Below are 23,633 nucleotides of genomic sequence, written 5' to 3'. Positions count from 1 at the left end.
CGATGCTCTCCGCCGAAGGTCTGCAGAAGAGTTTCAAGTCGCGCCAGGTCGTCAAGGATTTCGGCTTCTCGATCCGTGAAGGCGAAGTGGTCGGCCTGCTCGGCCCCAACGGTGCCGGCAAGACCACCTGCTTCTACATGGTGGTCGGCCTGATCGAGGCCGACGGCGGCACGATCAAGCTGGACAAGCTGGACATCACCGGCCTGCCGATGCATGCGCGCGCAAAGCTGGGCATCGGCTACCTGCCGCAGGAGGCGTCGGTGTTCCGCCGGCTCAGCGTGTCCGACAACATCCTGGCCGTGCTGGAACTGCGCGACGGGCTGACCGCGTCGCAGCGCGACGCCGAGCTGGAAAACCTGCTGGACGAGCTGAAGATCGCGCACATCGCCGCCCAGAAGGGCATCAGCCTGTCCGGCGGCGAGCGGCGCCGGGTAGAGATCGCCCGCGCACTGGCCGCCAACCCCCGCTACATGCTGCTGGACGAACCGTTCGCCGGGGTCGACCCGATTTCCGTGGGCGAGATCCAGCGCATCGTGCGCCACCTGAAGGAACGCGGCATCGGCGTGCTGATCACCGACCACAATGTGCGCGAAACCCTGGGCATCTGCGACCGCGCGTACATCCTGAACGAGGGCGAGGTGCTGTCGCGCGGCACCCCGGCACACATCCTCGCCGACGAAAAGGTGCGCGAGGTCTACCTGGGCCGCGAATTTCGGCTCTGAAATACCTGTCACGGTTCGCTATTGCCGCGGCCCGCGGCTATGGCCGCACCTGCGGGCACGCGTTACGATGGCCGCGACTTCCTTCGATCCGGCTGGCATGAAACCCGCGCTGCAGTTTCGCCTCCACCAGCAGCTGACCCTGACGCCGCAACTGCAGCAGGCGATCCGCCTGTTGCAGCTGTCGCAGCTGGAGCTGGAAGCCGAGCTGCGGCAGATCGCCGAGAGCAACCCGCTGCTGGAATTCGCCGAGGAGATCGAGGACGACGAGGCGACCGAGGGCGTCGAGGCCGAGGGCGAATACCCCAGCGCCGAGGCGGTCGCTGGCAGCAGCAACGATGACGGCGAGGCCACTGACTGGTCGGACGGTGGCGGCGCAGCCGAAACGCCGATCGACTTTTCCAGCAGCAGCGTCGGCAACAGCGGCAGCGGATCGCGCGGCGACGAGGATTTCGAGCCGCAAAACGCCGCGCCGGAAACCCTGCAGCAACACCTGCTGTGGCAGCTCAACCTGGCCTCGTTCAACCCGCGCCAGCACCTGATCGCCACCGTGCTGATCGACGCGCTGAATCCCGCCGGCTACCTGGCCGAAGGGCTGGAGGCCATCCTCGCCGCGCTGCCTGCCAACTTCGACGCCAGCATCGCGGAAATCGAGGAAGTGCGCCGCCGGCTGCAGGGCTTCGACCCCGCCGGCGTGGGCAGCCTGGACCTGCGCGACTGCCTGCGCGTGCAACTGGAACAATTCCCCGCGGACACGCCGCAGCGCGAGCTGGCGCTGCGCATCGTCGACGACGAACTCGACCTGCTCGCACGCAACGACATCGTGCGGCTGGCGCGGCGGCTGCGCGCCGACGCGGAGGATGTGACCGCGGCCGCGGTGCTGATCCGCAGCCTCGACCCGCGCCCCGGCGCGGCGCTGGACGCCACCCCGGTGGAATACGTGGCGCCGGACGTCTATGCGCTGCGCGACGGCAGTCGCTGGCGGGTCAGCCTGAACCCGGACGCCCAGCCGCGGCTGGGCCTCAACCAGCACTACTGCGGCCTGATCGCCCAGGCCCGCGGCGAGGACGCCAGCTGGATGCGCGGCCAGCTGCAGGAGGCACGCTGGCTGATCAAGAGCCTGGAATCGCGCGCCGAGACCCTGCTCAAGGTCGCCGAGGCGATCGTGCGGCGGCAGAGCGCGTTCCTCGACTATGGCCCCGAGGCGATGCACCCGCTGGTGCTGCGCGAGGTGGCCGAGGAAGTGGGCATGCACGAATCCACCATTTCGCGCGTCACCACCCGCAAATACCTGCACACCCCGCGCGGCACGTTCGAGCTGAAGTACTTCTTTTCCAGCGGGGTATCCACCGAGGACGGCGGCAGCGCCTCGGCCACCGCGATCCAGGCCATGCTGCGCAAGCTGATCGAGGCCGAGGACGTGCGCAAGCCGTTGTCCGACCTGGCCATCGCCGAGGAACTGCAGCGCAAGGGCATCCAGGTCGCCCGTCGCACCGTGGCCAAATACCGCGAGGGATTGCGCATCCCCACCTCCAGCGAGCGCCAGCGCGCGGGCTGATCGTCGCAGGAGCTATCCAGGGGAACTTGGTTAACGAAAAATCGCTCCCATACCTGCTACAGGATGATTGACGATGCGCCGTGGCCACCCCGGCCCGGCGCGTCCACCCCGCCGCGAAACGCGGCACGGTACCACCAGAGGAGGCGCACCATGCAATTCCAACTCAGCGGCCAGCAGATCGAAGTCACCCCGGCCCTGCGCGACCACGCCACCGCCAAGCTCGACCGCCTCACCCGCCTCGACGACAAATTGAAGAGCCTCGCCATCGTGCTGTCGGTCGACAAGCTGCAGCAGCGCGCCGACGGCACCTTGAACGTGGTCGGCGCCACCCTGCATGCCGAGGCCACCGAGGCCGACATGTATGCCTCGATCGACGTGCTGTTCGACAAACTGGTCGCCCAGTTGCGCAAGTACCGCGAAAAGGTCGCCGACAAGCACCAGCGCGAGGCGCGCGACGAGCGCCAGTACGGCTGAACCGGCCGACTCCACCACGACCCGACACGGCCCGCCACGCGCGGGCCGTTCCTTTTCCTGAACACGCCTGCCCGCCCAAGCTGGCACAATGGCGATGCCGTCGCAAAAGCCCGCCGGGCTCCGGCATGCGGCGCAAAGGACCCAAGGCTTGGACCGGATCAGCGCACGACAACTCTACGATGGCGTCCACGAACGCATGGCCCTGCGCTGGGTGTCCGGCATGCGCGGGGAATCGCGCGCGCTCGAGCCGGGCGTGGCGCAGGCGCGGCGGCCGTCGCTGATCGGCTACCTCAACGTCATCTACCCGAACAAGATCCAGATCATCGGCTCGGAAGAGCTGAACTACCTCGACGGACTGGACTCGCGCCAGCGCTGGGAAGTGATGCACAAGATCGCCGCCTACCAGCCGGTGGCGCTGATCGTGACCAAGGACCAGACCGTGCCGGCCGACCTGCGCGAGGTCGCCGAGGAAACCAGCACGCCGCTGTGGATCAGCCCCAAGCGCGGCCACGAGCTGCTGACTTACCTGCAGTACCACCTGGCGCGCATGCTGGCGGCGAAGATCACCCTGCACGGCGTGTTCCTGGAGGTGTTCTCGATCGGCGTGCTGATCACCGGCGAGGCCGGCTCCGGCAAGAGCGAGCTGGCGCTGGAACTGATCAGCCGCGGCCACCGGCTGGTCGCCGACGATGCCACCGAATTCACCCTGATCGCGCCGGACGTGATCGACGGCACCTGTCCCGAGCTGCTGCAGGACCTGCTGGAAGTGCGCGGACTGGGCGTGCTCAACGTGCGCGAGATGTTCGGTCACATGTCGGTCAAGCCGTCCAAGTACCTGCGCCTGGTGGTGCACCTCAAGCCGCTGCGCGACGGCGAGGTCAATCTCGGCGACAGCGGCGACACGCTGACCCGGCTCACCGGTGACATCGGCCACCGCGAGGTGTTCGACGTGCAGGTGCCGATGATCACCATCCCGGTGGCCTCCGGCCGCAACCTGTCGGTGTTGGTCGAGGCCGCCGTGCGCAGCCACGCCCTGAAGAGCAAGGGCATCGACCCGGCGCAGACCTTCATCGACCGCCAGGCGCATCAGCTGCGCCGACTGCCTCCATGGTGAAAGCATGAGCGACGACACCTACCCACCCAGCACGCTGGTCGACCCGCACGAGATCCACCTGATCGTGCTGACCGGCATGTCCGGCGGCGGCAAGACGGTGGCGCTGCGCGCGCTGGAGGACCTGGAGTTCTACTGCGTCGACAACCTGCCGTCGGTGCTGCTGCCGCAACTGGTCAACGCCGCCACCAGCGGCGACCGCCGCGGCCGGCCGCGGCGCATCGCGGTGGGCGTGGACGTGCGCAACCGCGGCACCGACTTCGCGCACATGCCGACCGTGCTGTCGGAGCTGGCCGGCGCCGGCGTGCAGGTGCACCTGATCTTCCTGGACTGCCGCGACGACGTGCTGATCAAGCGCTATTCGGAAACCCGCCGCCGCCATCCGCTGGCCACCCGCGGCGTGTCGCTGGCCGACGCGATCGTCGAGGAGCGCCGGCTGCTGCGCCCGCTGATGGCGATCGCCGAAAAGGTGATCGACTCCAGCGAACTCAACGTGCACCAGCTGCGCCGGCTGGTCGCCACCGGCTACGCGCAGGCCACCGAGGGGCTGACCCTGATGTTCCAGTCGTTCGCGTTCAAGCGCGGGCTGCCACTGGACGCAGACTTCGTGTTCGATGCGCGCTGCCTGCCGAACCCGCACTGGCACCCGCGCCTGCGCCCGTTGTCGGGCAAGGACGCAGCGGTGCGCGAATTCCTCGATGCGGAACCGCTGGTCGGCGAATACTTCGCCGACACCGCGCGCTGGCTGGACGCCTGGCTGCCGCGCTTCGAGCAGGACGACCGCAGCTACGTGACCATCTCGATCGGCTGCACCGGCGGCCGCCACCGCTCGGTCTACCTGGTCGAGAAGCTCGCCGCCCACTATCGCGGCCATCGCGAAGGCGTGCTCACCTTCCACCGCGAGCTCGAGTGATGGCCATGTCGTCCACGACTACGATCCACACGGGCCGCCGGGCATGAGCGTCGGCGTGCTGCTGATGACCCACGAGGCGGTCGGCCACGCGCTGATCTCCGCCGCGCACCACGTGATGCCGCGGCTGCCGTTGCAGGTGGCAGCAGTGGAAATCCCGCCCGAGTCGGATCCGGACGTGATGCGCCAGCTCACCGCGCGCCACGCGCGCGAACTCGACACCGGTGCCGGCGTCCTGGTGCTGGCCGACCTGTACGGCGCCACGCCGTGCAACATCGGCCTGTCACTTGGCGCGCTCGGCGTGCATCTTCGCTGCGTCTCCGGCCTCAACCTGCCGATGCTGCTGCGCGTACTCAACTATGCGGAAAAACCACTGGACGAGCTGGCCGAGATCGCGGCCAGCGGTGGCCGCGGGGGGATCTTCATCGACCATGCTTGAAAAGGAGATCGTCATCACCAACCGGCTGGGCCTGCACGCCCGCGCCTCGGCCAAGCTGGTACAACTGGTGCAGGGTTTCAAATCCACCGTGCACCTGGTCAGCAAGGGCCGCGAAGTGAATGCACAAAGCATCATGGGCGTGATGATGCTGGCCGCCGGCCTCGGCAGCCCGCTGACCGTCCGCGCCGACGGCTCCGACGAGGAAGCCGCACTGGCCGCGGTGGTCGAGCTGTTCGAGCGCAAGTTCGACGAGGGAGCTTGAGATGCAGGGAATCGGAAATCGGGCATCGGGAGTCGGGAGAAGCGGAGCGCGCACAAGCGCCGTGCTGTCCGCCTTGCCCATTCCCCATGCCCTATTTCCGATTCCCGCGCTTGGCCCCCGCGGGAGCCAGGCGTGAGGCACCTGCTCGCCGGCACCATCGCCGCGCACGGCATGGCGCTTGGCCGTGCGCGGCTGGTGCAGCCCAGCCGCTACGCGGTCGATACCCGGCCGCTGGCCGAGGAAGAGATCGAAGGCGAACTGGCGAAGCTGCACCAGGCACTGGACACCGCGCGGCAGGAACTGCGCGAGTTGCGCGGCAAGCTGCACGGCGCGCTGGCGCGCGAGGTCAACGAGTTCATCGACGCGCACAGCCTGCTGCTGGACGACGCCGAGCTGCTGCGCGGGCTGGACGACCTGGTGCGGATCGGCCACTACCGCCCCGGCGCCGCGCTGAAGAAACAGCGCGACCGGCTGTCCGCCGTGTTCGAGGCGATGGACGACCCTTACCTGCGCAGCCGCAAGGAAGACGTCGAGCAGGTGATCAACCGGGTAATCTCCGCGCTGCAGCGGCAGACCAGCCCGGAGGAGCGCAAGCTGGCCGCGCGCGTGGGTGAGATCCTGATCGCCGACTCCATCGCACCGGCCGACATGGCGCAGCTGGCCGGCAACGGCCTGCTCGGCGTGGTCGCCAGTTCCGGCAGCGCGTACTCGCACAGCGCGATCCTGGCGCGCAGCCTCGGCCTGCCGATGCTGGTGGGCACCCGCGACGCGCTGTCCAACATCCACGACGACGACCTGATCCTGCTCGACGCCGAGCACGGCGAGGCGATCGTGCATCCGGCCGCGCAGGACCTGTCGCGCTACCGTGCCTGGCAGCGCGAGGCGGCGATCGAGGGGCGCCGGCTGGCCAAGCTGGCGAACGCGCCCACGCGCACCCGCGACGGCGTCGAGATCGCCCTGCTGGCGAACGCCGAGACGCCGGCCGACGTGGCGATGGCGCGCGCCCGCGGCGCCGACGGCGTGGGCCTGTACCGCACCGAGTTCCTGTTCCTCAAGCACAAGGGGCTGCCGTCGGAAGACGAACAGTTCATCGCCTACCGCGACCTGGTGATGGGCATGGGCGGCCTGCCGGTGACCATCCGCACGCTGGACCTTGGCGCCGACAAGGCCGACGCCGCCGGGCTCGCCCTGCGCGGCGAGGACAACCCCGCGCTCGGCGTGCGCGGCGTGCGCCTGTCGCTGCGCTACCCGGCGGTGTTCACCACGCAGATTCGCGCGATCCTGCGCGCCGCCTGCTACGGCCCGGTGCGTGTGCTGGTGCCGATGGTGACCCAGCCCGACGAACTGATCGCGGTGCGCACGCTGTTCAAGCTGGCGCGGCAGGACCTGAAGCGCGAGAACATCGACCTGCCGGAGAAACTGCCGCTGGGCGCGATGATCGAGGTGCCGGCAGCGGCGATCAACGTGCGCGCCCTGCTGGAACACGCCGACTTCCTGGCCATCGGCACCAACGACCTCGCCCAGTATGTGCTGGCCGCCGACCGCGGCAACGACGCGCTGGAGAACATCTACAACCCGCTGCAGCCGGCGCTGCTGCGGCTGATCTCGCACGTGCTCGGCGCCGGCCGCCGCGCGAAGAAGCCGGTCAGCCTGTGCGGCGAGATCGCCGGCGACGTGAACTTCACCGCGCTGCTGCTGCTGCTCGGCCTCCACGAGTTCAGCATGCACCCGGCGCAGATCCTGCAGGTGCGCGACCGCCTTGCCACGCTCGACCAGGCCAACCTGCGCCGCCACCTCCCCCAACTGCTGCGTGCGCATACCCACGAGCAGGCCGAGGCGATGTTGAACGAGATCGTGGGCGCAAGCACCCCGGACTGAGCACCCACTTCCGGCGGCTCATCCCTGTTCGACATGCCCGGGGCATGGTCAGCGATTCGGGCGATCGAGCTCGATCCCCTCGATGAATGCATCCAGCAGCGCGCCGCGATACTTCTGCCGGTGCAGCAGCAGCGACAGCTTGCGGCGCAGGTCCAGGAACGGCGTCTTCAATGCCTTCAGCCGCCCGGTCGCCAGTGCATCGGTAACCGCCACCGCGGGCAGGCAGGCAATGCCCAGGCCGGCCACCACGGCCTGCTTGATCGCCTCGATCTGGTCCAGTTCCAGCACGGTTTCGCCGGGCGGCAGTTGCGCCAGCACGCGCTCGCTGGTGGCGCGGGTGGCCGATCCGGGTTCGCGCAGCACCCAGCGCGCGCCGGCGAAATCCGCCGGCTTCAGGCCGCGCTTGCGCGCCAGCGGATGCTCGGGCGGCGCGCACACCACCAGCCGGTCGTCGCGCCACGGCCGTACTTCCAGCAGCGGGTGCGCCACCGGGCCTTCGACGCAGCCGATGTCCAGGCTGTGTTCGAGCATCGCCGCGGCGATCGTCTCGGTGTTCGCCACGCGCAGGCGGATCGCCACCTGCGGATGCGCGCGCACGAACCCACCGAGCAGCTCGCCGACCAGGTAGTTGCCTACCGTGTTGCTGGCGCCGATGCGCAGTTCGCCACCCAGCGCCGCACCATCCTCGCGCCCGCGGCGGCCGAACTCGGCGTGCCGCTCCAGCAGTTCCTGCGCCAGCGGCAGCAGTTCGCGCCCGCGCGCGTTCAGGCGCAGGCGACCGCGTTCGCGGTCGAACAGCGGCGCATCCAGCTGCCGCTCCATCTCCGCCAGCGCCATGCTGGCCGCCGGCTGGGTCAGGTGCAGGCGTTCGGCGGCGGCACGCACGCTGCCGTGCAGCGCGATCTGCACGAACACGTCCAGCTGGCGCGGGCTGATGTTGATCATCAGCCAATCCTATCAGCTTGCCTGATACATCCGATCATATTTTCAAAATTTTCCTGATTGATGAGCAAGCGGACAATGACGCCATCACTGGAGCTCAGGCATGAACGCATCATCCATCCCCGCCACCTTCCCCAACCTGCTGCGGCAACGCGCGCCCGGCCTGCTGCTGGCGGTGGCGATCGGCCTGCTGGCGCTGCTGCTGGGGCGCTGGCTGCCGCTGATCGGCGGCCCGGTGATCGGCATCGTGCTGGGCATCCTGGTGCGCAACCTGCTGTCGCCGGGCGAGCGCTACACCCCCGGCATCGCGTTCACCGGCAAGAAGGTGCTGCAGTGGTCGATCATCGCGCTGGGCTTCGGGCTCAGCCTGGACCAGGTGGCGAAGACCGGCCTCGAATCGCTGTCGGTGACCCTGGTGACGATGAGCGTGGCCTTCCTCGCCGCCTGGCTGCTCGGCCGCTGGCTCGGCGTGCACGACAAGCTGAAGATCCTGATCGGCGTCGGCACCGCGATCTGCGGCGGCTCGGCGATCGCCGCGGTCACCCCGATCATCCGTCCGGACGACCACGACACCGCCTTCGCGATCTCCACCATCTTCCTTTTCAACGTGATCGCCGTGCTGTTGTTCCCGCTGCTCGGCCACCTGATGCACATGAGCGACCTCGGCTTCGGCCTGTGGGCCGGCACCGCGATCAACGACACCTCCTCGGTGGTCGCCGCCGGCTACAGCTACAGCCACGCCGCCGGCGACTACGCCACCATCGTCAAGCTGACCCGCGCCACGCTGATCATCCCGGTGTGCCTGGTGCTGGCCTTCGCGGTCGCCGCGCGCGAGAAGCGCAAGCACGCCGAAGCCGGCAGCGTCGGCCAGTTCAGCCTCGCCAGCATCTTCCCGTGGTTCATCCTGTGGTTCCTGGTCGCCTCGGCGGTGCGCACCGCCGGCCTGGTCCCGCTGGCCGTCCAGCCGCCAATTCATCTGCTGGCCGAATTCCTGATCATCGTCGCGCTCACCGCGATCGGCCTGTCGGCGAACCTGCGCAAGATGGTTTCCAGCGGCGCGCGACCGATCCTGCTGGGGCTGGGCGTGTGGATCGCGGTGGCGGTGAGCAGTTTGCTGGTGCAGCTGGTGATCGGGCGGCTGTAAGTGCTGGAATCGGGGGAAGCAGCGCCAGCAAAAGCACCCCATCCGCCTTCGGCACCTTCCCCTGCAGGCAGGGGAAGGCATCATCCTGGTCTCTGCACTACCGCCTTCAGGCCTTGCCCTGCTCCACCAGCGTCAACGCCACCTTGTCGCGCAGGTACACCGGCAGCGCCAGTTCCGGCGCCTGCGCGTGGCCGGCCTTGAACTCGCGCAACGCCAGCTCGGCAACGTGTGCGGCCTGCGGATAGCGCAAGCCATCGGCGGAATGCAGGACGCCGGTGAGGCGTTGCGACAACACGGCGGCGTAGGTGGCCCAGCCGCTACCGACGATCTGCCAGGCGCCGGCTTCGGGCAACACCAGGGTCTCTGCCGTGCAGATGCGCTCGTCGTCCAGCGCGAGCAGGCCGCCATGGTCGTCGCGGCGATAGCAGGCGGCGTAGATCTCGCCCATGCGCGCGTCGATCACGGCGAGGATCGCGGTGCCTTCTTCCTCCGGCGCTTCCAGCGCCAGTGCAGCCAGCGAGGAGACGGTGATCACCGGCAAGTCCAGCGCCAGCGCCATGCCCTGCGCCAGCGACACGCCCAGGCGCACGCCGGTGAACGCACCGGGGCCGCGGCCTACCGCGATCGCGTCCAGCGCGTGGCGGCCGATGCCGGCTTCGGCCAGCAGTTCATCAGCCATCGGCAGCACCAGTTCGGTGTGCCGGCGCGGGGCGATCTCGCTGCGCGCGATCAGTTCGTCGCCGTGGATCAGGGCGACGGAGCAGGCTTCGGTGGCGGTTTCGATCGCGAGCAGGTTCATGGTTTGTCCATGATAGCGGCTGGCGGCTCGGTCGACGTGGGTACGTAGGCATACCAGTCGATGCGGCGGGTCAGGTACATCATCAGGCCGACCATCGCCAGCAGCACCAGCGCGCCGATCAGCAGCGCGTACTGCTCGGCCGCGATCAGCCCGTACAACACCGCGTAGATCAGCCCCAGCACACCGCCCAGCAACAGGCCGGCGCGTCGCGCGCGCAGCACCGCCATCGCGTAGCCGCCCACCAGCACGACGACCGCGATCGCCGCCAGCGCATACGCCGGGCCGAAGCCGATCTGCTCGGACAACGCCAGCAGCACCACGTAGAACGTGGCCAGCGCCGCGCCGACCAGCAGGTACTGCACCGGATGCACGCGCAGCCGCTTGAGTACCTCGAACAGGAAGAACGCCACGAAGGTCATCGCGATGAACAGCAGCCCGTACTTTCCCGCCCGCACGTTGCGCTGGTACACGTCGACCGGCTGGTACAGCTGCACGCCGAAGGTGGAGGCCTCCAGCGCCGGGATCATCGCGGCATCGCTGTCGACCCAGTGCTGGCCATAGCTGCGGTTGAGATCGAGCAGGTGCCAGCGCGCGTTGAAGCCGCGGGTGTCGATGGCGTGTTCCAGCGGCAGCGCCGCACCGACAAAGCTGGGGTCGCGCCACGGCGCGCGCATGGTCACCTCGGTGCTGCGCGCCAGCGGCAACAGCTGCAGCGCCTCGGTACCGGCCAGCTTCAGGCCGATCTGCACGTCGATCGGTTGCCCGCCCAGCGCATCCAGGTCGATCGGCACCACCACGGTCGGCCACAGGCCGAGCCGCTCGGCCGATGATTCGAAGCGCGCCGGCTGGCCGTTGACGCGCAGCCCGGTGACCTCCTGCAGGCCGCGCAAGTCGCCGACCGGCAGCCGCAGCTCGGCCTTGCCGCCCTGCCACCGGGCACTGCTGCCCTGGCGATATTGGGCCAGGTCCTGCGCACGGAACTGCGCATCGAGCTTCACTGTGGCGACGAATACCGGCGCGGTATAGATGCCGTAGCCACGCATCTGCACATCCATCGCCACATCGAGCCGCAGCGCATCCGCCAGCACGCTCTCGCTGCCGGCCTGCCACGGCACTGTCGTCATGCCTTCCGCTGGCATCGGGCGCACGGTCGGCACCACCAGCACCGGGCCGCCCAGCACTTGCCGGCCGCCCCACCCTTGTGCGATCTGCACAACCGCCGTCTCGCGCAACTGCTGGCGCTCACTGACCAGTCCGTTCACCTGCAGCAACGGTATCGTCATCAGCAGCGCCAGCACGCCGATGCCCAGCACCTTCGCCATCACCGTCTGTGTCCACTTGCCCATAGCCCCAACACTCCCTTGATCCGGAGTGTCGATCACAACAGCGCCAGCGGCGCGGCAGCGGGCAGACGCGGGCGAAACGCGGGCAGTCGGGCGACCATGATCTGTCCGCCTGCCGCACATGCGGCCGACGACGCGGGATGGCGGGCGTTTCTGCCACGCCCGCATCGGGACGGTTTCAGCGCCGGTCGTGCCGGGCCAGCCAGGCGAGGAAATCGGCGCGCATCGCCGTACCCAGTTCGTGCCCGGTCGGATAGAGCTTCGTCTCGTGCGCGACGCCGAGGCGAGTGAGCCAGTCATCCGCCCGCTGCGCCCAGCTCGGCGGGAGCTTGTCGTCGTACATGCCATGCGCGATGTAGCCGCGCAGCGTGGACAGACGCTGCGCGTCGGCCAGCTGCGGTTCGAGTTCCGGCAGGATGCGGCCGGCCAGCACGGCGAACGCGGCGACGCGTTCGGGCGCGGTCAACGCCACGCTGGCGCTGAGGATGCCACCCTGGCTGAAGCCGGCGACGACGGTATGCGCCGCGTCGATGCCGTGCGCCCGCTGCAGTTGTCCGATGAAGTCGATCAGCATGCGGCGGCTGGCGTCGGCTTCGCTCGCCACGATCTGCGGACCGTTGCCGCTGAAGGCGACGCGGAACCAGCCGAACGCCTGCGGCCCCAGTGCGATCGGGCCGCGCGGCAGCACCACCAGCGTGTCGCTGCCTGCTTCGGCGCCGAGCGCGGCGAGGTTGCCCTCGTTGCCGCCCACGCCGTGCAGCAGCACCAGCAGCAACGTCGGCTTTTCCGGCGGCGGTTGCAGCGTACGGAACGCCAGCGCGAAGGCCGGGTCGACGAACAACGATGACAAGGTTTTCATGCGACCTGCTCCTGCATGGTGTGATCCAGTGAAACATGGGCCGCGTCCGGCAAGCCGAACGCGAACGAATCCATCGACAGCACGCCGTAGGTCATGCCGCCTTCGACCACGCGCGCCGCGTCGGTGCCGGCGCTTGCGCCCATAGCCACCAGCAGTGGCAGGTAATGTTCCTCGGTCGGATGCGCGCGCTCGGCATGCGGTGCACGGCGGCGGTAATCGGCCAGCGCCTCGACGTCGCGCGCGGCCACCGCAGCGCGAACCCAGTCGACGAACTCCTGCGCGTACTCCGGGTTGCGGATGGCCTGGCGGAATTCGTACAGGTTGTGGGTGAGGCTGCCCGAACCGACCACCAGCACGCCGCGCTCACGCAGCGGCGCCAGGGTCTGGCCCAGTCGCAACGCACCGGCGGCATCGATGCTCTGCGGCAGCGACACCTGGAACACCGGCACATCGGCGTCCGGGAACAGGTAGCGCAACGGCACCCACGCGCCGTGGTCGAGGCCGCGGCGTTCGTCGAGCGTTACTTCGAAGCCCGCCTGCGCGAGCAGGTGCGCAACGTCCTGCGCCAGCTCCGGCGCGCCCGGCGCGAGATACTGCAACTGATACAGCGGCGACGGGAAGCCGCCGAAGTCGTGGATCGTCTCCGGCGCGGCGCTGCTGCCGACGCGCACGCCCCGCGTCTGCCAGTGCGGCGATACCACCAGCACCGCGGCGATGCCGCGCAGCGACTGGCCGATGGCGCGCAGGTTCGGGCCGAGCACGCCCGGTTCCAGCGCGAACATCGGCGAGCCGTGGGAGATGAAAATCGAGGGAGCGGTCATGGCGATTCCTGAAAAGGGCAGCGGGCGCTGCTGCGCCCGCTGCGTTGAACGGCATGTTGGAAGTCAGGCGGTGCGACGCTTGTTCCACAGATGGTCGAGGCTGAGCGTGCCGGCGCCGTTGGCGGCGAGCATCAGGAAGCCGCCGGCCATCGCCACGTTCTTCCAGAAGTTGATCGCCTGCGCCGCGTCGCCGAGGTGGGCATGAAACAGCGCGGCGGTGGCGAGCGAGAACACCGCCAGCGCCAGCGCGATCCAGCGGGTGAACGCCCCGGTGAGGATGGCCAGGCCACCGCCGAGTTCCAGCGCGATCACCAGCGGTAGCAGGCTGCCCGGCAAACCGGCGGATGCCATGTACTGCTGGGTGCCGGCGTAAGCGGCGATCTTGCCCCAGCCGGAAATGATGAAGATGAGCGAGAGGCCGACCCGGCCGAACAATGTCAGTGAAGCGTTCATGCGGATTCCTTGGAAGTGATGAGTGGTTGCACGCGGGATGCGTCAGGCCTTGTGGATCCAGGTCGGCGCAATCGAGGTGCCGAGGCCGGCGCCGTAGCCGAGATAGATGTTCAGCGCGGCCAGCGGTTCGAGATAGCGCGCGTTCTTCAGCGGGCCGGCGTCGACCGCCGTGAAGCCGAGGCTTTCGATCAGCGCCTTCGCGGTCTGCTTCGCCCGTTCGCTGTCGCCGGCGAAGAACGCCGGGGCCACCTGGCCATCGGCAAACTGCGGGCCGTCGGCCAGCACCTGGGCGAACAGCGTGTTGAACGCCTTGACCACCTCGGCTTCGGGCAAGGCCTTGGCGATCTCCTCGGCGGCCGAGGTGTCGTAACCAAGCGTCAGGCCCATGTAGTCGGCGGTCAGCGGATTGGTGATGTCGATGACCACCTTGCCCGCCAGCGAACCCAGCGAGCGCAGCGCCGGCACTGCGTCGGCATAACCGGTGGCGACGATCACGACGTCCGAACCGGCCAGCGCCTCGGCGGGAGCAGCGGCCACCGCGCCGGGGTTGGCGGCAGCCAGCGCCTGCGCCTTGGCCAGGTCGCGTGCGGTGATGCGCACGGCGTGGCCGGCGCGGGTGAGTTGCGTGGCGAGCGCCGAGCCCATGTTGCCGGTGCCGATCAGGGTGATGTTCATCAGTAGTCTCCGTCCGTTGCCCGGGGTATCCGGGGCATGAGGAGTACTCTATTGACCAATGAAATGCAGATAAACTCCTTTTTAGTTGACCAACTGTCTCTTATTTAGGAACAAAAGGAGGGCGCCATGGACAAATTCCAGGAAATGGCCAGCTTTGTCGCCGTGGTCGAGGCCGGCAGCTTCGTCGGCGCCGCGGACGCGAGCGGCCTGTCCAAGGCGGCGGTGTCGCGCCACGTCGCCGAGCTCGAACAACGCCTGGGTACGCGCCTGCTGCACCGGACCACGCGGCGGCTGTCGCTGACCGACGACGGCCAGCTGTTCTTCGCCCGCGCGAAGGAGATGCTGGCCGCGGTCGACGAGGCGGAATCGGAAATCAGCTCGCGCAGCGGCGAACCCGGCGGACGGCTGCGCATCAATGCGCCGCTTACTTTCGGCGTGCTGCACCTGGCCCCGTTGTGGGGACGCTTCGCACAGCTGTACCCGAAAGTGTCGCTGGACATCGAACTGAGCGACCGCGTCGTCGACCTGGTCGAAGAGGGTTACGACCTGGCCGTGCGCATCACCAACCTGCCCAACTCGCAACTGGTCAGCCGACAGCTGGCGACGACCCGCATGGTGGCGTGCGCGTCACCGGCCTACCTGGCGCAGCAAGGCACGCCCGCGCACCCGGGCGAACTGGCGCAGCACGAGGTCATTTCCTACAGCTACTTCGCCGCCGGGGACGAGTGGACCTTCACCGCCCCTGACGACAGCCTGGTCGTCGTGCGCACCCATGCCCGCATCCACGCCAACAACGGCGACACCTGCCGCGCGGCGGCGCTGGAGCACCAGGGGATCATCCTGCAACCGGACTTCCTGGTCGCCGACGACCTGCGCCGCGGCGACCTGGTCGAACTGCTGCCGACCTACCGCGCGATGACGCTCGGCATCCATGCGGTATACCCGTCGCGCAAGCATCTGCCGATCAAGACGCGGCGGCTGGTGGATTTTCTGGTGGAGGCGTTGGCGGTGCCAGAGTGGAATGTGCCGCACTGAGTGATGGCGACTGCGAGGCAGGTTGAGGCTGGATGCCACCGGGCGAGTGTCTGTTGGTGGCCGACCGGCTCGATGCAGCCGACCATCCGCATCGGCGGTTGTTCACTCCGAGCGAATCGCCACCACGGGCGGCACCCTGGCCGCATATCGCGCCGGTCCCCATACGGCTACCTGACCGAGCAGCCACAACAGCAGCGCACCAAGCAGTGGCAGGTACAGCGGCATGCGTGGCAATTCATAGACATTCATCAGGCCGAGATTCGCCAGGAACGCAAGCAACGCTCCAAGTACGACGCCGCCACTGACGATCAGGAAATTCTCGGCATGGAAGTAGCGCAGGATGTCACCCGCCGTCGCGCCGAGCGAACGGCGGATACCGATCTGCCTGCGTCGCTGGCTGACCCAGAAACTGCTCAGCCCGACAATGCCGCCCACTGTGGCCAACAGCAGCAATCCGCAGACGATGCTCATCAGCATCGCCACGCTGTGGTCGTCCGCATACGCACGCTCACGTACCTCAGCCATGGTCACGACGCCTCCTTTCGGGGCGATGATGCGGATGCCGCCGCGCGCCTGGAGTGCCTTCAGCGAAGCCGCGATCACCGGCTTCATGTCCGTGGATTCAGTGCGCACCATGTAGATGACGCCCGCGGGATCGACAAAGTGCATCGGGACCAGCACCGTAAATCCATCCATGGTTCTCGAATTCTTGAGCGGTCCCTGCAGGCTGGCAACGATACCGATGATGGCGGCAGGCCCATCCGGCAGGTAGACCGTCTTGCCCAGGGCGGAACCATCGGGAAACAGCTTGTCGGCAAGACTGCGGGTGACGACGATGCCGGCCGGATCCATCTTGTCGTTGGGACCGGTGTCGGCGATTTCATCGGGACGGAAGTTGCGCCCGGCAACCAGCGATATTCCCAGCGTGTCGATGGTGTGCTCGTCCGAAGCAAAGAACGTGACCAACTGCGCGTCGGTCGTCTGCTCCGGGTCGAGCTTGAGATGCGTGACGATATTGACGTTGTATCCCGCCAGCGGAAACCCCTGGCTGGAAAACGCGTCACGCACGCCTGCCACATGACGCAAGGCATCCAGGTCGGCACGAATATTCGCATCGAGCTGGGTCGCATTCTGGCCCATCGTCCAGCCGTTGCGGATAACGAAGAGGTGGGCTTCGTCCGTGCTGGTCGGGCGGGACAGGTGGACGATGCGCGATGCCACAATAAACATGGCGTTGGACACCACCGCCAGCGTAAGCGCCACCTGCAGGACGATAAGCAGGGTGGCAACCTTGTGTCGACCCAATGCGGCAACGATGGGACCTAGCTGCATGAATGTCCTCGCTGGTGCCATGACGTGAACCTCAATTGATCTTGATTTGCCAGGCGGGCTGGGTTTGCGCCGCGCGCCAGGTCGGGTACAGCGCCGAAATCACCGTGGCAGCCATGGCGAGCAGTACGGTCAGCGCTACCAGTGAGCTATCCGCATGTACGAGGCGAGCAATGTTCGGCTCGAAAAGGCCTCCGGCGCCCCATACGCCCAGCAGGGTCAGTGCCGCGCCGAGCAGGCCGCCGAACAGTCCCACCGTCACCGCCTCGGTCAGGAACTGCCGGTAGATGGCGGCCCGCGAAGCGCCGAGGGCACGACGCACGCCAATTTCCGGCGCCCTCCGCATGAACCTGGCCAGCATCAGCCCGACCACGTTGACCAGCACGATCAGCAGGAAGCTGCCGGAAACCAGTATCGACAGGCTCGATACCCTGGGCGTGCCCAACTGGTCCGCCAGCCAGTCCGTCAGGTTGTGCAGGCGGACGTTGGGCGCCCACGCGAAGCGCCCGAGGCGTTGCTGCTCGGCGGCGTAGTTGTGCAGGAACTCGCGGTAGTGGGCGACCTCGGCAGGGGTATCGAGCTGCACCCAGGCGTCGATCCGGTCGCATTCGCTGCGCAGGTAGGCGTCCCAGTGCGCGGTGTCCGATCGCCATGATGCCGTCGGACAGAACACGAACTTGCTGTCCTTCTTCATCTCGGTGGCGCGAGTGAACGGGATATAGATATCCCCTGCGTCATCGAAGTTGTAGACGGTTCCGTGACTGCCGATGTCAAAGAACCGCGGCCGCGGGTTCCAGTCCTGCAGCACACCCGTGATGCGGAAGAGCTGGCCATCCAGCCGCATCTCTTGCCCCACACTGTTCTGTCCGCCAAACAGCGTTTCGTTCAGGTCCTGGCTGATCACGGCAACGGTGGCGTCCCGCGCATCGTCATCCGCCGTCCAGCCGCTGCCATAGCGAAAAGGCACATCGAACATCGGGAAGAAATCGGCGGTCACCGCGTCGCCGTCCAGCGACATGGCCTGCGTGGAGCGATCAGCCGGGTTCATCTGCCAGGTCGAGGCAAAGAGGATCGTCTGGCGCTTCGCTTCATGTGCCTTCCACAACGCCATCGCATCGATGTAGCTGAGTCCCACACGCGGATCGCCTCCCCAGTTGTAGGACGGGCCCACATTGTCGATCTGAGGCACGAAAAGCCGGGAAGATTTGGCGGGAATGGGGTCGCTCGTGGTCGCCCGGAACACGGCGTAGGACACCATGCAGGCCGACACGCCAAAAGCCAGCAGCACGACCACCAGTGCCGTCAAAGCCTTGCTTCGCGCACTGCTTCGCACCGCCAACGCAACGTAATACCCCCACATAACGTTCCCCTGTGACGCCATCCGGCTGTTGGCGGATGCCCGGCTTGTCGATCTGCAGAATACCGGATGGACAAGATCGTTACGTCGTTATTGGCGACCTCAATCGCTCGATCCAACCCCACTGGAACGCGCTGCCGATGACCCTTCGTCAACTCCGGAGCCGAAGCAGACATCGAACGGCTAGTCAGGTGCAGCCTCGCGACTCCCCCACAGCGTCACCCGATGGAACACGATCACTCAAGACAGGAGACTGTGTGAACTTTTCCAGGATGGCGTCAAAACTCCCCCAGGAGCCCGTTCTTCGCTACTTGAGGTAGCTGCGCAGCACCACCAGCACCGGCAACAATTCGTCCTGCTGCTTGGCGTTTCCGCTACCGGCCACATGGGAGCGCAGGTGTCCCTCCATCACCTGCAGGATCAGCCCGTTCACTGCGCCGCGCACGGCGGCCAGCTGCTGCAGTACCGCACCGCACTCCCCGTCGCCGGCGATGGCGCGTTCGAGCGAAGCCACCTGGCCGCCGATGCGGCGGACCCGGGCGACCAGTTTCTTGCGGTCTTCCTGGATGTGGGACATGGCGATCGTCCTCCGCTCGTATACTATGGGGGAGTATATAGTCAGAGAACGCACCATGCCCGCCCCCGACGTCTCCGCATTCACCCACAGCCACCAGTTCAACCACGTCGACGCGAAGGCGGAGCGCAACACCCGGCACGTGGTATTCATCACGGCGGCGATGATGGTGGTGGAGATCACCGGCGGTTACTGGCTGAACTCGATGGCCCTGCTGGCCGACGGCTGGCACATGAGTTCGCACGCGCTGGCGATGGGGCTGTCCGTGATGGCCTACGTGCTGGCCCGGCGCTACGCGAAGGATGGCCGGTTCGCCTTCGGCACGTGGAAGATCGAGATACTCGGCGGCTACAGCAGCGCCCTGCTGCTGGCGGTGGTCGCCGCACTGATGATGGTGCAATCGCTGGAACGGCTGTTCGTGCCCGCCGCGATCCATTACGACGATGCGATCCTGATCGCGGTGCTCGGCCTGGGCGTCAACCTGCTGTGCGCATGGCTGCTGAAGGGAGAACACCATCACGGGCACGCGCATGGACTCGACCATGGGCATGACCACCACGCGCATGGCGGCCACCACCATCACCACGACGTGAATCTGCGCGCGGCCTATCTGCACGTCATCGCGGACGCGGCCACCTCGGTGCTTGCCATCGTCGCGCTGGTCGGCGGCAAGCTTTACGGCGCCGCCTGGCTCGATCCGGTGATGGGCATCGTGGGTTCGATCCTGGTGGCGCGCTGGGCCATCGGCCTGTTGCGCGAGTCCGGCAAGATACTGTTGGACGCCGAGATGGACCAGCCGGTGGTCGAGGAAATCCGCGACGTGGTGAAAGAGCATTTTGCGGCAGCGGCGGTCAGCGACCTGCATGTCTGGCGCGTCGGCCGCGACAGCTACGCCTGCATCCTCGGGCTGGTGGCCACGACCGCCATCAGCGCCGAGGAAGTCCGCCAGCAACTGGCCATCCACGAAGAGCTGGTGCACGTGACGGTCGAGATCGTGATGGCTTGAGCCCCGCAAGAACGGGGCCCGGAGGTAGGAGCAAGCCACCGCGAGGTCATCAACGCGGAAGTTGACCATGCACGATTGCGGACCAGGGCCGGAGCAGCCGGTGTCGGCCGCGAACGGTGACCACAGCGTGTGGCCGGGGCGCTGCAGGGCCAGCGTTCCCGCCCCGGCCGCAACCCGTGGCGGACCACCCGTTTCCAACCTGCCGACTCCGCCCACTCGTGCGGGGTCGTCTTCATCCAGTGGGTCAATGTCCGCCATTGACCTCACGGGTCAGGGCCTGGAATGCCTGCATGATCTGCTCCGGCGCAAATCCGCAATGGCCTTCGCCGACCGACGGCAGCACGGTCGGCGCGCGGCCGTGCGCGGACTGCACCATGGCCGGATACACCGACTGGTAGCGCACGGGGATGAGAAAGTCATCATGGTTGTACTGCAGCACCAGTGGCTTGTGGATCCTGCCGCTGAGCGAGGTGGCCGTTGCCAGGTAGCGCATGGCCTGCGGGTCGCCGGCGTAGCGGTGCACGCCGCGATTGAATGCCGCATCGTCACCGAAGCCGGCATACACCGTCGTGCGATTATCGACCGGCATGCCCTTGGCGCGTTGCTGCATCTGGTGCAGCACCAGGTAATGCACGCCGATGGCACCGGCCAGGCGTGCGCGCGATACGTGCAGGTGCGCGGCCAGGAGCTGCGCGGCGTGTTCGTTGGTCTTCAGCGCAGCATCCACCGCGTGCATCACCTCCACCTGGCCCAGCGCGGGTGCGGCAGGATCGGCGAGGCCACCCGGCGGCAATCCGGTCGCGTGGGGAAAGAAGTAGTCGAACGCGACGACGGAGGTCAGCACGTCGTCGAACACGCGCGTGCCGGGCATGTTGGCACCACACAGCGATAGCCCGCCGTCGTAGTGCTGGCCGTGATGCTCCAGGCTGGTCAGCACGACATAGCCGCCCATCGAGAAACCCACGACGTAGGTATGCCGGGGCTGGCCGTGCCTCTGTACGAACCATGCACGCAGGCGTTCGTTGTCGCGCAGCGCGTCATCCACCGCCCAGCCCTGCGTGGCATAGCTGCTCTGCGCCAGCGCGTAGCCGGCCGCGAGAAACGGTGACGCCTCGTCGCCCAGCGGCTTGGGCGTGGGGCGCGGCGTGCCGATCGGCTCGAAGCCGTGCAACTGCATGACCAGTTCGCCATTCCAGTGCGCAGGGATGTCCACCCGGTACGGCGCACCGTCCAGCACGCCGGTGTCCACCGTGGCGGTGGAGGTCGTCTTGTTCTCGGGGCCGGCATCGTGCGCGGACGCCATCCCCGGACCCAGGGCGAGGACCGTCAGGAACAGCCATGCAACGTGAGGCTTGCAGATCATCGACAGCAACTCCTTCGCTTGGACAGGAAACGTGGGCGACCGAAGACTGGCTTCGCGTTCGCGGACAGGTACGGGTTGCCAGCTCAGGATACGGCCACCAGCGTTCCCTGGTGAAACAGGATCACCCAATCATCCGCCCGACGCCGCCAGATCGTGCTGCGGCGGCTCACGCGTTCGCCCTGCTCCAGGGTGCAGGTGAGCAGGCAGGTATCGGTGCCGAGCTCGCGGCCATGGAATTCGCGGGTTATCCAGCCGTGTTCGGCGGGATCGCGGATACGGTGTTCGAGGACGTCGAGAACATGGGCGCCGCTGTAAGGCTCATGGCATGGCTCCGCTGCGACAGGAAACGAATGGTTACCGGGGCGATTGCCACGGCTCGACGCGCGTGTCTTCGGGGTCCGTGATCCAGCCGAGGCGGCCGAACTCGATTTGCTCGATGCGCTCGTCCACCGCGACGCCGGCATCGTGCAGTTGCGCCAGCAGCGCGTCGAGGTCGTCGACGCGGAAGTTGATCATGCATGCTTGCGGACCGGTCCCGAAGTAGTCGGTGTCGGCCGCGAACGGCGACCACAGCGTTTCGACTTCACTGCGCCACGCTCAGGGCGAACGGTTAGTGGTGAAGGGTGCGGCCTATGGGTCAACGCTGAAGAACACCTGCACCTCTGCCAGTTCGCGGGTGCGCGGCATCGGCGGCAGGCTGGCGAGGAACAGTTTGCCGTAACCCTTGCTGGTGAGGCGCGGGTCGCACAGCACCAGTACGCCGCGGTCGTGCACGCTGCGGATCAGGCGGCCGGCGCCCTGCTTCAGCGCGATCACCGCGCTGGGCACCTGCCAGCCCATGAACGGATTGATGCCGGATTGTTCCAGCGCGGCGAGGCGCGCCATCAGCACCGGATCGTCGGGCGCGGCGAACGGCAGCTTGTCGATCACCACCACGCTGAGCGCCTCGCCGACCACGTCAACGCCTTCCCAGAAACTGGCTGCGCCAAGCAGCACGCCGTGGCCGCTGGCGCGGAACTCTTCCAGCAGTCTTGGACGCGGCGCCGTGCCCTGCACGAACAGCGGCCACGGCACCTTGTCCTGCAGCAGCTCGGCGGCGCGACGCAGGGCGCGATGCGAGGTGAACAGCAGGAAGGCGCGGCCGCTGGAGGCCTGCAGCACCGGCAGCACGGCGTCGATCACCTGCTCGGTGTAGTCGCGTGCATTCGGTTCGGGCAGGCCCGACGGCAGGTAGCACAGCGCCTGGTGCGCGTAATCGAACGGACTGTCCAGACTCAGCGTCTGCGGCTCGTCCAGGCCGAGCTGGCGCGCGAAGTGGTCGAAGTTGCCGGCCACCGACAGCGTGGCCGAGGTGTGGATCCACGCCGCCTGGGTGCGCTCGCGCAAGCCACGCATCGGTGCGGCCAGATCCAGCGGCGTGGCGTACAGCGCGAAGCCGCGCGGGAAGGTTTCGTACCAGCGCACGTCCTGGTCGCCGTGCGTTTCGACGATGCGCTGCAGCCGTTCGGCGAACAGTCCGGCGCGCTCGTGCAGGTTGGCGAAGCCACGCGAGCGCTCGGCCTGCGAGGCGAGCAGTTCGGCCAGCGTGGCCAGCAGTTCGCCCAGGTCGTGCAGCGCCACGCGCACCTCGGCGCGATCTTCCAGCAGCGCGAAGGCGCCGCGCGAGGGCAGCGGCTCCAGCGCCAGGCGCAGCTTGCGCAGCGCGTCCTGCAGCGCTTCGATCGGCTCCAGCAGCAGGCCGATCGCGCCGGTGACGCCGCTGCATTCGGCCAAGGCGTCCTGCGCCAGGTCGGTCAGCTGGCGCGCGCTGAGGCTCTGCGAAAAGAACTGACCGGCCAGCTCGGGGATCTGGTGCGCCTCGTCAAGGATGAAGGCGGCGGCGCCGGGCAGGATTTCGCCGAAGCCTTCCTGCTTCAAGGCGAGATCGGCGAACAGCAGGTGATGATTGACCACCACCACGTCGGCCTCCATCGCTTCGCGGCGCGCCTTGAATACGTGGCAGTCCTCGTAGAACGGACACTCCACGCCGAGGCAGTTCTCCGCGGTTGAGGTGACCCGTGGCCACAGCGGCGATTCCTCCGGCACCTCGGCCAGCTCCATGCGGTCGCCGCGGCGAGTGCGCGCGGACCACGCGCGGATCGTGGCCAGTTGCGCCGCCTGCGCCGGGGCGAGACTGCCGCCGTCACGCACGGTCTGCTCGAGCCGGTACAGGCACAGGTAATTCGCGCGGCCTTTCAGCAAGGCGGTTTTCAGCCGCGCGCCGAGCACCGAACGCACCTTCGGCAGGTCGCGGAAATACAGCTGGTCCTGCAGCGCCTTGGTGCCGGTGGAGATGATCACCCGCTCGCCCGAGAGCAGCGCCGGCACCAGGTAGGCGTAGGTCTTGCCGGTGCCGGTGCCGGCCTCGGCGACCAGCGTGTCGCGTCCGGCGATGGCCTGCTGCACGGCCCGCGCCATCACCTGCTGGGCGAGCCGCGGCGCGAAATTCGGCAGCTCGCGGGCGAACGGGCCGTCGGCACCGAGCAAGGCGCCGATGTCGTCGGACTCGGCGTCATCGAGGTTGTTCATCCGCCAAGTATGGC

At 67.7% G+C, this 23,633-nt stretch carries 24 protein-coding genes; 11 read left to right on the top strand and 13 right to left on the bottom strand.

From position 1 onward, the window contains the following. Positions 1 to 2 precede the first annotated feature (2 nt). From lptB to ptsP, 8 genes are all read left to right on the top strand, one after another. On the top strand, positions 3 to 722 hold the full coding sequence (lptB, locus tag IMW82_RS17325) for an LPS export ABC transporter ATP-binding protein (RefSeq protein WP_108472798.1): 720 nt from the start codon (positions 3 to 5) through the stop codon (positions 720 to 722). Between the two features lie 97 nt (positions 723 to 819). Beyond that, positions 820 to 2,277 carry an RNA polymerase factor sigma-54 gene (locus IMW82_RS17320; RefSeq protein WP_211005513.1) on the top strand — a complete coding sequence of 486 codons (1,458 nt, stop codon included), beginning with the start codon at positions 820 to 822 and terminating at the stop codon, positions 2,275 to 2,277. 150 nt (positions 2,278 to 2,427) lie between these two features. Continuing rightward, positions 2,428 to 2,751, top strand: a complete 324-nt coding sequence (gene raiA / locus IMW82_RS17315) for a ribosome-associated translation inhibitor RaiA (RefSeq protein ID WP_108472796.1) — start codon at positions 2,428 to 2,430, stop codon at positions 2,749 to 2,751. Positions 2,752 to 2,899: 148 nt separating this feature from the next. Beyond that, complete coding sequence (gene hprK / locus IMW82_RS17310; RefSeq protein ID WP_108472795.1) at positions 2,900 to 3,865, top strand: HPr(Ser) kinase/phosphatase; 966 nt, start codon at positions 2,900 to 2,902, stop codon at positions 3,863 to 3,865. Positions 3,866 to 3,869: 4 nt separating this feature from the next. Next, complete coding sequence (rapZ, locus tag IMW82_RS17305; protein WP_211005472.1) at positions 3,870 to 4,775, top strand: RNase adapter RapZ; 906 nt, start codon at positions 3,870 to 3,872, stop codon at positions 4,773 to 4,775. 43 nt (positions 4,776 to 4,818) lie between these two features. After that, positions 4,819 to 5,211, top strand: a complete 393-nt coding sequence (locus IMW82_RS17300; protein ID WP_108472793.1) for a PTS fructose IIA subunit family protein — start codon at positions 4,819 to 4,821, stop codon at positions 5,209 to 5,211. Next, positions 5,204 to 5,473, top strand: coding sequence for an HPr family phosphocarrier protein (locus tag IMW82_RS17295; protein ID WP_211005471.1), 270 nt, complete (start codon positions 5,204 to 5,206; stop codon positions 5,471 to 5,473). The genes IMW82_RS17300 and IMW82_RS17295 overlap by 8 nt, the downstream gene beginning before the upstream one ends. A 132-nt stretch (positions 5,474 to 5,605) precedes the next feature. After that, positions 5,606 to 7,351, top strand: a complete 1,746-nt coding sequence (gene ptsP / locus IMW82_RS17290; RefSeq protein ID WP_211005470.1) for a phosphoenolpyruvate--protein phosphotransferase — start codon at positions 5,606 to 5,608, stop codon at positions 7,349 to 7,351. Positions 7,352 to 7,399: 48 nt separating this feature from the next. On the opposite strand, the gene IMW82_RS17285 is transcribed toward ptsP, so the two are convergent. Next, positions 7,400 to 8,296, bottom strand: coding sequence for a LysR family transcriptional regulator (locus tag IMW82_RS17285; protein WP_211005469.1), 897 nt, complete (start codon positions 8,294 to 8,296; stop codon positions 7,400 to 7,402). A 100-nt stretch (positions 8,297 to 8,396) separates the two neighbouring features. On the opposite strand from IMW82_RS17285, the gene IMW82_RS17280 reads away from it, so the two are divergent. Continuing rightward, entirely contained in the window at positions 8,397 to 9,437 is a 1,041-nt protein-coding gene (locus tag IMW82_RS17280; RefSeq protein ID WP_211005468.1) for a YeiH family protein, read from the top strand. A gap of 106 nt (positions 9,438 to 9,543) precedes the next feature. Here IMW82_RS17280 and tsaB read toward each other — a convergent pair whose 3' ends face one another. The 6 genes from tsaB to IMW82_RS17250 all read right to left on the bottom strand — a co-directional run bounded on the left by tsaB (position 9,544) and on the right by IMW82_RS17250 (position 14,387). Beyond that, complete coding sequence (tsaB, locus tag IMW82_RS17275) at positions 9,544 to 10,236, bottom strand: tRNA (adenosine(37)-N6)-threonylcarbamoyltransferase complex dimerization subunit type 1 TsaB (protein WP_211005467.1); 693 nt, start codon at positions 10,234 to 10,236, stop codon at positions 9,544 to 9,546. After that, positions 10,233 to 11,582, bottom strand: a complete 1,350-nt coding sequence (gene creD / locus IMW82_RS17270; protein WP_211005466.1) for a cell envelope integrity protein CreD — start codon at positions 11,580 to 11,582, stop codon at positions 10,233 to 10,235. The genes tsaB and creD overlap by 4 nt, the downstream gene beginning before the upstream one ends. 175 nt (positions 11,583 to 11,757) lie before the next feature. Further along, complete coding sequence (locus tag IMW82_RS17265) at positions 11,758 to 12,438, bottom strand: alpha/beta fold hydrolase (RefSeq protein WP_211005465.1); 681 nt, start codon at positions 12,436 to 12,438, stop codon at positions 11,758 to 11,760. Next, positions 12,435 to 13,259, bottom strand: coding sequence for a class III extradiol ring-cleavage dioxygenase (locus IMW82_RS17260; RefSeq protein ID WP_211005464.1), 825 nt, complete (start codon positions 13,257 to 13,259; stop codon positions 12,435 to 12,437). Before IMW82_RS17260 ends, IMW82_RS17265 begins: the two co-directional genes overlap by 4 nt. Before the next feature lie 63 nt (positions 13,260 to 13,322). Next, positions 13,323 to 13,712 (bottom strand): DoxX family protein, encoded by a 390-nt coding sequence (locus IMW82_RS17255; RefSeq protein WP_211005463.1) that lies wholly within the window; start codon positions 13,710 to 13,712, stop codon positions 13,323 to 13,325. Between the two features lie 42 nt (positions 13,713 to 13,754). Continuing rightward, a complete protein-coding gene (locus tag IMW82_RS17250) occupies positions 13,755 to 14,387 on the bottom strand; it encodes an NAD(P)-binding domain-containing protein (RefSeq protein WP_211005462.1) in 633 nt (210 codons plus the stop codon). Positions 14,388 to 14,513: 126 nt separating this feature from the next. On the opposite strand from IMW82_RS17250, the gene IMW82_RS17245 reads away from it, so the two are divergent. Then, positions 14,514 to 15,422 carry a LysR family transcriptional regulator gene (locus IMW82_RS17245; RefSeq protein WP_211005461.1) on the top strand — a complete coding sequence of 303 codons (909 nt, stop codon included), beginning with the start codon at positions 14,514 to 14,516 and terminating at the stop codon, positions 15,420 to 15,422. A gap of 102 nt (positions 15,423 to 15,524) precedes the next feature. Here the strand turns inward: IMW82_RS17245 and IMW82_RS17240 are convergent, their stop codons facing one another. From IMW82_RS17240 to IMW82_RS17230, 3 genes are all read right to left on the bottom strand, one after another. Next, on the bottom strand, positions 15,525 to 16,754 hold the full coding sequence (locus tag IMW82_RS17240; RefSeq protein ID WP_211005460.1) for an FtsX-like permease family protein: 1,230 nt from the start codon (positions 16,752 to 16,754) through the stop codon (positions 15,525 to 15,527). A gap of 31 nt (positions 16,755 to 16,785) precedes the next feature. Further along, entirely contained in the window at positions 16,786 to 18,057 is a 1,272-nt protein-coding gene (locus tag IMW82_RS17235; RefSeq protein WP_345777145.1) for an ABC transporter permease, read from the bottom strand. A gap of 358 nt (positions 18,058 to 18,415) precedes the next feature. Next, on the bottom strand, positions 18,416 to 18,685 hold the full coding sequence (locus IMW82_RS17230; RefSeq protein WP_211005458.1) for a metal/formaldehyde-sensitive transcriptional repressor: 270 nt from the start codon (positions 18,683 to 18,685) through the stop codon (positions 18,416 to 18,418). Positions 18,686 to 18,740: 55 nt separating this feature from the next. On the opposite strand from IMW82_RS17230, the gene dmeF reads away from it, so the two are divergent. Further along, positions 18,741 to 19,688 (top strand): CDF family Co(II)/Ni(II) efflux transporter DmeF, encoded by a 948-nt coding sequence (gene dmeF / locus IMW82_RS17225; protein ID WP_211005457.1) that lies wholly within the window; start codon positions 18,741 to 18,743, stop codon positions 19,686 to 19,688. Between the two features lie 244 nt (positions 19,689 to 19,932). On the opposite strand, the gene IMW82_RS17220 is transcribed toward dmeF, so the two are convergent. From IMW82_RS17220 to IMW82_RS17210, 3 genes are all read right to left on the bottom strand, one after another. Next, a complete protein-coding gene (locus tag IMW82_RS17220; RefSeq protein WP_211005456.1) occupies positions 19,933 to 21,051 on the bottom strand; it encodes a hypothetical protein in 1,119 nt (372 codons plus the stop codon). A gap of 354 nt (positions 21,052 to 21,405) precedes the next feature. Then, positions 21,406 to 21,567: a hypothetical protein gene (locus tag IMW82_RS17215; protein WP_244754413.1), complete on the bottom strand. Its 162-nt coding sequence runs from the start codon at positions 21,565 to 21,567 to the stop codon at positions 21,406 to 21,408. Positions 21,568 to 21,681: 114 nt separating this feature from the next. Further along, positions 21,682 to 23,619: an ATP-dependent DNA helicase gene (locus IMW82_RS17210; RefSeq protein WP_211005455.1), complete on the bottom strand. Its 1,938-nt coding sequence runs from the start codon at positions 23,617 to 23,619 to the stop codon at positions 21,682 to 21,684. Between the last annotated feature and the right edge of the window lie 14 nt (positions 23,620 to 23,633).

The sequence above is a fragment of the Rhodanobacter sp. B2A1Ga4 genome, assembly GCF_018101315.1.
GTDB lineage: Bacteria > Pseudomonadota > Gammaproteobacteria > Xanthomonadales > Rhodanobacteraceae > Rhodanobacter > Rhodanobacter thiooxydans_A.
Note: the sequence above shows the minus strand (reverse complement) of the source record. Positions and strands in the feature narration are given on the sequence as shown.